The sequence below is a fragment of the uncultured Desulfovibrio sp. genome (assembly GCF_944324525.1).
In the GTDB taxonomy this organism is placed as follows: domain Bacteria; phylum Desulfobacterota; class Desulfovibrionia; order Desulfovibrionales; family Desulfovibrionaceae; genus Desulfovibrio.
On the sequence record NZ_CALUWS010000001.1, the window covers coordinates 182,963 to 190,952 of the forward strand.

Genomic DNA, 7,990 nt, shown 5'->3' on the forward strand with positions numbered 1-7,990 from the left:
TTACTCCGGCAGGGCGATAAGGCGGGAGCGCAGTGCCCGGATGCTGTCCCGCAGCTCGGCGGCCCGCTCAAATTCCAGATCGCGGGCCGCGGCCCGCATTTCCTTTTCCAGTTCGGCGATGCGTACGGCGGTCTCCTCGGCCGTGAGGGGGAGTTCCGCCTGTTCGTTGCGGGCGGCCGCCCTGCCCTTGCCGCGCCCGCGTCCTCCCTTGCCGTCGCTTTCGGCATAGAGGGCGTCCAGCGGGGAGTCCAGGCTTTTGCGGGTGCTGCGCGGGGTGATGTGGTGCGCCTCATTGTAGGCGGCCTGCTTTTCGCGGCGGCGGGCGGTCTCGTTCATGGCGGCCTGCATGGAGGCCGTCACCGTGTCCGCATAGAGGATGACATGCCCGTGCTCGTTGCGCGCCGCCCGCCCGAAGGTCTGGATGAGCGAGCCCGTGGAGCGCAAAAAGCCCTCCTTGTCCGCATCCAGGATGCAGACAAGGGAGACCTCCGGGATGTCCAGCCCTTCGCGCAGGAGGTTGATGCCCACCAGCACGTCGAACTCCCCGGTGCGCAGGGCGCGGATGATCTGCATGCGCTCCAGCGTGTCGATGTCCGAATGCAGATAGCGGGCGCGCACGCCCATATTGCAGCAGTATTCCGTCAGATCCTCGGCCATGCGCTTGGTGAGCGTGGTCACCAGCACGCGTTCTCCCCGGCTGACGCGGGCGCGGCATTCGCCCAGCAGATTTTCCATCTGTCCGGCCGTGGGGCGCACCTCCACTTCCGGGTCCACAAGGCCGGTGGGCCGGATGATCTGCTCCACCACGATGCCCTGCGCCTCGTCCAGCTCGTACTTGGCCGGCGTGGCCGAGACGTAGACGGCCTGATGCACGAGCCGGCGGAATTCCGCGAACTGCAAGGGGCGGTTGTCCAGCGCCGAGGGCAGGCGAAAGCCGTAATTGACCAGCGTTTCCTTGCGGGAGCGGTCGCCCTTGAACATGCCGCCCACCTGCGGCACGCTGATGTGGGACTCGTCCACGAAGAGCAGATAGTCTTCGGGAAAATAGTTGAGCAGGCAGGACGGCGGCTCGCCCGGCTTGCGGCCGTCCATGTGGCGGGTGTAGTTCTCGATGCCGTTGCAGTAGCCCAGCTCCTCGATCATCTCAAGGTCAAGCTGGGTGCGCTGTTCCAGACGCTGGGCCTCCACCAGCTTGCCCTGCTCCCGGAACAGGACAAGACGCTCCTGCAGTTCCTGCCGGATGTCGTCGCAGGCGCGCTTGAGGTTGTCCTGCGCGGACACGAAGTGGCTGGCGGGATAGAGCACGGTCTTGCTCACCTTGGCCAGCACGTCGCCGGTGAGCGGGTCGATCTCGCGCATGGCGTCGATGTCGTCGCCGAAGAATTCCAGCCGCAAGGCCCGCTCGTGGTGATAGGCCGGGATGATCTCCAGCACGTCGCCCCGTACCCGGAAGGTGCCGCGGTGGAAATCGTAGTCGTTGCGTTCGTAATGCACTTCCACCAGACGGCTGATGAGCGCGTCCAGGGGGAAGCGCTGGCCGACCTCCACGGGGATGACCATCTTGGCGTAGTATTCCGGCGAGCCCAGGCCGTAGATGCAGGAGACCGAAGCCACGATGATGACGTCCCGCCGCGTCAGCAGGGCATGCGTGGCCGCATGCCGCAGCTTGTCGATATTGTCGTTGATGGCCGAATCCTTTTCGATGTAGGTGTCCGAGGCGGGCACATAGGCTTCCGGCTGGTAGTAATCGTAATAGCTGACGAAATATTCCACGGCATTGCGCGGGAAGAGCGCGCGGAATTCGCTGTAGAGCTGGGCGGCAAGGGTCTTGTTGGGGGCCAGCACCAGCGCCGGGCGGTTGCAGCGGGCGATGACGTTGGCCATGGTGAAGGTTTTGCCCGATCCGGTGACCCCCAGCAGCACCTGGGCCGGGACCCCGGCCTCGATATTGCCGACGAGCTGGGCGATGGCCTCGGGCTGGTCGCCCGTGGGCTGGTGTTCGCTTTGCAGGGAAAAGACGGCTTCGCTCATGTGCGGTTCACCTCGTGCCACTGCCGGCCGTCATGGGCATAGCGCTCGCGCCAGGGCTGCCAGCGCAGCGGACAGGCGGGATCGGCCTCCCGCTGCACGGCCAGTTCAAGAAGTTCTTCAAAGGCCGCCCGGGAGACGAGCTCCCCCCCCATGCCCATGATGTGCGGGGTATCCTGCTGGCAGTCCAGCAACAGCGTGCCCCGCAGACGCAGCAGATCCACCAGTCCGGTCAGGGCCGCACGCGACGCTTCGGAGATCCGGTGGAACATGGATTCGCCAAAGAAGGCCCGGCCCAGCGACACGCCGTACAGCCCTCCGGCCAGCGTGTCCCCCTGCCAGGTCTCGATGGAATGGGCATAGCCCATCTCGTGCAGGCGCACATAGGCCCGGAACATGTCGCGGGTGATCCATGTGCCCTGCTCCCGGCGGCGCGGCCCGGCGCAGTGCAGCATGACTTCGGCAAAGGCGGCGTCGCAGGTCAGGCGGAAGCCCGCCTTGCGCAGGGTGCGGATGCTGCGCCGGGGCAGGCGGAATTTGTCCAGCGGCAGGATGCAGCGCGGCGCGGGCGACCACCAGAGCAGCGGCATGCCCTCGCTGTACCACGGGAAGATGCCGCGGCTGTAGGCCGCCAGCAGACGTACCGGATGCAGGTCGCCGCCGCGGCACAGCAGGCCGTCCTCCCGGGCCGCCTCCAGCGGGGGGAACTGCGCCGCGTAGGCCGATACCGGGTCGACCGGCCGTGCCGGCGGGCGCTCACGCATGCCCATCTCTGCTCTTGCGCCGTGCGGCCGGACGCCGGGGCGGCGTCTGTTCGTCGTCCGTGGCGGCGCTGGCGGGCTTTTTCCGGGAAATGTCCAGATGCAGCTTGCCGTCCTCCAGGACGAGCACGGCCTCGCCGCCCTTTTGCAGGCGGCCGAACAACAGTTCCTGCGCCAGCGGATCTTCCAGCTCGTCCCGCAGCAGACGCCGCAGCGGCCGTGCGCCCATGCGCGGATCGAAGCCCTTCTGGGCCAGATGCCGCCGGGCCTCCTCGTCCAGCGTAAGGCGGACATGGCGTTCGGTCAGGCTCTGCGCCACCTCTTCCACGAACTTGTCCACGATGCGGAGCATCATGGGCTGCGTCAGGCTGCCGAAAGGCACCAGCGCGTCAAGGCGGTTGCGAAATTCCGGCGTGAAGAGCTGTTCCAGCGCCTTGCGGCCCTTGCGGGCGGCGGCTTCCGTGGGCTTGCCCGTCTTGTCGTCCCCGGCGGGCCCTGCCGTACGGGCCGCGGCGGGCGCGGCAAAGCCCATGCTGGCGGCGGACATCTCGAAGGCCCCGGCATTGCTGGTCATGATCAGCACCACATGCGAGAAGTCGGTCTTGCGGCCCGTGGTGTCGGTCAGCGTGCCGTAATCCATGACTTGAAGCAGCACATTAAAGATGTCGGGATGCGCCTTCTCCATCTCGTCCAGCAGGACCACGGAATACGGGGATTTGCGCACGGCCTCGGTCAGCAGGCCGCCCTGATCGAAGCCCACATAGCCCGGAGGCGCGCCGATGAGGCGGGAGACCGCGTGCTTTTCCATGTATTCGCTCATGTCATAGCGCAGGAAATCCACGCCGAGGCACTGCGCCAGCGAGCGGGCCACCTCGGTCTTGCCCACGCCGGTGGGCCCGTAGAAGAGGAAGGCCCCGGCGGGGCGTCCGCTCTGCCCGAGCCCGGCGCGTGAGCGCAGGATGGCGCGCACCACCAGCGAGATGGCGGCCTCCTGCCCGAAGACGCGGGCATTGAGATCGCGCTCCAGATGGCGCAGGCGGTCCTTTTCCCCGCCGCTGACGCTGCGTTCGGGGATGCCGGCCATGCGGGCCACGATGCGCTCCACGTCCCGCAGGGTCACCGCCGGGCGCTTGCCGTCCTCGTCCGGCTGCCGCAGACGGACGGCGGCCCCGGCCTCGTCCATGACGTCGATGGCCTTGTCCGGCAGGAGGCGCTCCCGCACATGGCGGCTGGAAAGCTCCACCATGGCCCGGAGGACGGGCTTGGCATAACGTACCTGATGGAAGTCCGCATAGTGGCTCTGCAGGCCTTCCAGGATGGCCAGACAGTCCTCGATGCCGGGCTCGCGCACATCTATGCGCTGGAAACGCCGCACGAGCGCCCTGTCCTTCTCCAGATGGTTGCGGTATTCCTCATGGGTGGTGGAGCCGATGCAGCGCAGTTCGCCGCTGGCCAGCAGAGGCTTGAGCAGGTTGGAGGCATCCATCGACCCGCCGGACGTGGTGCCCGCTCCCACGATGGTATGCAGTTCGTCGATGAAAAGGATGGCCTGCGGCACATGCTTCAGGGCATCCATGATTTTCTTCAGGCGTTGCTCGAAGTCGCCGCGGTAGCGCGTGCCGGCCAGCACGAGCCCCATGTCCAGCGCAAAGAGGCGGGCCTCCCGGAAGCGCGGCGGCACTTTGCCCTCATGGATGCGCAGGGCAAGGCCCTCGGCCAGGGCGGTCTTGCCCACGCCGGGCTCGCCCACGAAAAGGGGGTTGTTCTTGCGGCGGCGGCACAGCACCTCGATGGCGCGGTCCAGCTCCATTTCCCGCCCGATGAGCGGGTCGATGCCGCCGGCGGCCGCGCGGGCCGTGAGATCGGTGGTGTAGCGGGCCAGGGGATCATCTTCCCGGCCTTCCTCGTCGTCCTCGGCCTTTTCCCGGACGCCCTTGGACCCGCTGCCGTCTTCCAGCCCGTGGGAGATGAAGGTCAGCACGTCCAGCCGTTCCACGCCCTGCCTGCGCAGGTAGTAGACGGCATAGCTGCCTTCTTCCTCCATGAGGGAGACAAGCATGTCGCCCACATCCACGGTCTCCCGTCCGGCGGAGCGGATATGCGCCACGGCCCGCTCCAGCAGGCGCTGCACGCCCGGCGTCTGGACGATCTCCAGCTGATTGGCCGGGCGGACGCTCTCCATCTCCGTCTGGAAGAAATGCTCGAGCTGCTCGCGCAGCAGGGGCACATCCACGCCGCTGCCTTCCAGGATGAGGCAGCCGCGCACGGTGGCGGTCATGCCGTAGAGGATGTGTTCCACGGTCAGCATCTCGTGCTGCCGTTCCTGCACTTCCATGACGGCGATCTTCAGGACTTCCTGAACGTCATTGCTCAACATGTCTTATTCCGGCTCCATGGTGCAGCGCAGCGGGAATCCCGCCGCCCGTGCCTTCTGCGTCACGCGGCGGACCTTGGCTTCGGCGATCTCCGCGGTGTAGACGCCGCAGCGCCCGACGCCCTTCTCATGCACGGACAGCATGATGCGCGTGGCTTCTTCCCTGTTCTTGTTGAAGATCCCCTGCAGGACGTCCACCACGAAATCCATGCTGGTGTAGTCGTCGTTATGCAGCAGGACCACGAATCGCTGCGGCTCCTTGATGCGTTCTTTTACCAGGCTTTGTCCGTCGCTTTCGTCTTGCGGTCTGTAAGGGGCCGGCATGGCTCAGTCCTCCTCTGGCGGCAGCTGCAGGACGGCGCGCCATTGCGCCGCCTGACTGGGGGAAAAGACAAAGGAACGCTCAGGCGGCAAACCCTGTTCCGCACGCCAGCGTTGATGCAGTACATGGTAAGAGTCGGCACTGGTCGGCTGCTTGTCAAGTTCAAGCAGCACTTCAACTTTGCGGATGCGTTCCGCCTCGCCTTCCAACTCCACCACCTGCCCAAAGGGCAAGATGTCCATATCCACCTGCACCCCGTCCAGATGCCAGCTTTCCCGGAACTTTTCGTAACGGGCCGTGGGCAGATAGCCCAGCCCCTCCAGGATGCCCTGCATGGTCTGTCTGTCCGCTACCGGGCATTCGCGTTCCTCCCGGACCTTGAACCCGGCCTCGGCGGCATGGCGCGCGGCCACAGGCGGCAGCTTGAGGGTGAGGATATGATCCTCATGCGCGGCCCACTGCCGGCTGCGCAGGCGGAGCAGGCGCGAGCTGCCGAACAGCTCCTCGCCCTTGTCGAACAGGATGTTGCGCTCGAAATGGACGCCCTCGCTGCGGGCGTCAAGGGCGGTCAGCCGTGCCCGCAGGCGGGGAAAGTCCACATCCAGATATTTGCGTTCCACTTCACGGTTCATGTTGGTCTCAGGGGTGGCGGCGGTGGAAAAGCCGCTGCTGCAGCTGGATCAGGGTGGATATGCCGCCCGTGTCCGCCGCCGGATGGATGATGGGAGAAAAGGCGAGCCGCTGCGCCTGCCGGAGCCGCAGCTCCTGGGCGGCGACCGGCCGGATCTGACCGTTGAGGTCCACCTCCCCCCACAGGATGCACTTTTCCGGCAGCGGCACGTCGTAGTAGGAGGACAGTACGGCCGCCACCAGCGCCAGATCCAGCCCCGGTTCCTGCAGCTTCATGCCGCCGCCCACCTTGGCGTAGATGTCCACCTGTCCGAAATTGAGCTTGAGGCGTTTTTCCAGCACGGCCAGCAGGAGATGGAGCCGGTTGGCGTCAAAGCCCAGGGCCGCCCGGCGCGGGATGCTCAGAAAGGTGCGTGCGACGAGTGCCTGCACTTCCACCGCCAGCGGCCGCTGGCCGTCCACGGCCATGACCACGGCCGTACCGGACAGCTCCGGGTCGCGCGCACCGAGGAAGAAGGTGGAGGGATCGTCCACCACTTCCATGCCGTGCTGGCCCATGCGGAAGACGAGGAGTTCCTCATTGGGGCCGAAGCGGTTCTTGAAGACGCGCAGCAGACGGAAGAGCTGGCGGCGGTCGCCCTCCACGGAGATGACCGTGTCCACCATGTGTTCCAGCATGCGCGGCCCGGCCAGCACGCCGTCCTTGGTGACATGGCCCACGAGGATGAGCGTCGTCCCGGTACGGCGGCAGCACTCCAGCAGCGCGGTGGCCACGGCCCGTACCTGACTGACGTTGCCGGGCAGGCCGTCGGCCTCAAGACTGGTCAGGGTCTGGACGGAGTCCACCACCAGCAGGGTCGGCGGGGCGCTTTCCACGGCGGCAATGACTTCCTCCACGCTGGAAGTGGCCATGGCCAGCAATCGTTCATGCAATACATCAAGTCTTTGGCCGCGAGCCTTGATCTGGGGGAGGGACTCCTCGCCGCTGGCGTAGAGCACATCCCTGCCCTGCCGGGCCACGAGCCCCGCCACCTGGAGCAGGAGGGTCGATTTGCCGATGCCCGGCTCGCCGCCCACCAGCAGGGCCGCGCCGGGCACGAGCCCCTTGCCGAGGACACGGTCCAGCGCCTCGATGCCGCTGGCATAGGGAGTGTGCCCCGAGTCGGAGACATCCCGCAGGGGCTGGGGACGGCTGCCCGGCGTGCGAGCGGCTGCGGCCGAAGCCGGGCGCGAGGCCGCCGCGCGGGGCTGGGCCGCGGCCTGCAGGGTGTTCCACTCATGGCAGCCGGGGCATTGCCCCCGCCACTGCAGGGTCTGTGCGCCGCAGGCGGAACAGATGTAGACTTCGCGCGTTTTTGCCATGCGGCAAACCTACGGAAAAAGGCGGTGAGAGGCAAGTGCCGCGGCGCTGTCCGACCGCATGATGGGTACGCCGCGCAAAAAAGGGAGCCGCCCGGAAATAGGCGGCTCCCTCACGGTCACGAAAGGCTGTTCTTTCCCTTAGGGCTTGTTGGCACTATTCGCTGCTTGTTTGGGGGGAAGGGGAACCCCTCGCTCTGCTGTCGATGTCCGTAAGGCTCCTTCGTCGCCTAACGGGCACGGCCCTCCGGGCCGCCCGTTGGATCGCCGCCAGCGCGAGAGGGGTTCCCCTTCCCCCCAAGCCCCCTATCCCTTCCCCAGCGCGCTTTTACTAAAGGAAAAGCGCGCTGGGGAGAGGTAAGCACTCAAAAGCAGGCGGGTATATACAGCTGATTCATCTTATATGTTAAAATGATTTGTAAGAGTTGTGTTAACAGGTCCTAGATGTAGAGTGTCAACACGTTGTTCACCCTCCGTTCAGACATGAAGCTGGAGGTTTTCTGCCAAGAGCCGAAT

General features: G+C 66.1%; 6 protein-coding genes. All 6 read right to left on the reverse strand.

What is annotated here, in order from left to right; all coding sequences use genetic code 11:
• Genes uvrB through radA form a run of 6 tightly spaced genes read right to left on the reverse strand, consistent with a single transcriptional unit; the run spans position 1 to position 7,477 of the window.
• Positions 1-2,031: an excinuclease ABC subunit UvrB gene (gene uvrB, locus Q0K12_RS00810; protein ID WP_297259517.1), complete on the reverse strand. Its 2,031-nt coding sequence runs from the start codon at positions 2,029-2,031 to the stop codon at positions 1-3.
• The gene (gene aat / locus Q0K12_RS00815; protein WP_297259519.1) at positions 2,028-2,792 is read right to left on the reverse strand and encodes a leucyl/phenylalanyl-tRNA--protein transferase; all 765 of its coding nucleotides are present in this window, start codon (positions 2,790-2,792) and stop codon (positions 2,028-2,030) included. Before aat ends, uvrB begins: the two co-directional genes overlap by 4 nt.
• The gene (gene clpA, locus Q0K12_RS00820) at positions 2,785-5,166 is read right to left on the reverse strand and encodes an ATP-dependent Clp protease ATP-binding subunit ClpA (RefSeq protein WP_297259521.1); all 2,382 of its coding nucleotides are present in this window, start codon (positions 5,164-5,166) and stop codon (positions 2,785-2,787) included. Before clpA ends, aat begins: the two co-directional genes overlap by 8 nt.
• 3 nt (positions 5,167-5,169) lie before the next feature.
• Positions 5,170-5,487: an ATP-dependent Clp protease adapter ClpS gene (clpS, locus tag Q0K12_RS00825; protein ID WP_297259523.1), complete on the reverse strand. Its 318-nt coding sequence runs from the start codon at positions 5,485-5,487 to the stop codon at positions 5,170-5,172.
• Between the two features lie 3 nt (positions 5,488-5,490).
• Positions 5,491-6,117 carry a class IV adenylate cyclase gene (locus Q0K12_RS00830; RefSeq protein ID WP_297259525.1) on the reverse strand — a complete coding sequence of 209 codons (627 nt, stop codon included), beginning with the start codon at positions 6,115-6,117 and terminating at the stop codon, positions 5,491-5,493.
• Positions 6,118-6,124: 7 nt separating this feature from the next.
• Positions 6,125-7,477: a DNA repair protein RadA gene (gene radA, locus Q0K12_RS00835; protein WP_297259527.1), complete on the reverse strand. Its 1,353-nt coding sequence runs from the start codon at positions 7,475-7,477 to the stop codon at positions 6,125-6,127.
• Between the last annotated feature and the right edge of the window lie 513 nt (positions 7,478-7,990).

Excerpts from the sequence above, each read along its gene's own strand:
- clpA (WP_297259521.1), bottom strand. The coding sequence starts at position 5,166 with ATGTTGAGCAATGACGTTCAGGAAGTCCTGAAGATCGCCGTCATGGAA.
- radA (WP_297259527.1), bottom strand. The coding sequence starts at position 7,477 with ATGGCAAAAACGCGCGAAGTCTACATCTGTTCCGCCTGCGGCGCACAG.
- uvrB (WP_297259517.1), bottom strand. The coding sequence starts at position 2,031 with ATGAGCGAAGCCGTCTTTTCCCTGCAAAGCGAACACCAGCCCACGGGC.
- Q0K12_RS00830 (WP_297259525.1), bottom strand. The coding sequence starts at position 6,117 with ATGAACCGTGAAGTGGAACGCAAATATCTGGATGTGGACTTTCCCCGC.
- aat (WP_297259519.1), bottom strand. The coding sequence starts at position 2,792 with ATGCGTGAGCGCCCGCCGGCACGGCCGGTCGACCCGGTATCGGCCTAC.
- clpS (WP_297259523.1), bottom strand. The coding sequence starts at position 5,487 with ATGCCGGCCCCTTACAGACCGCAAGACGAAAGCGACGGACAAAGCCTG.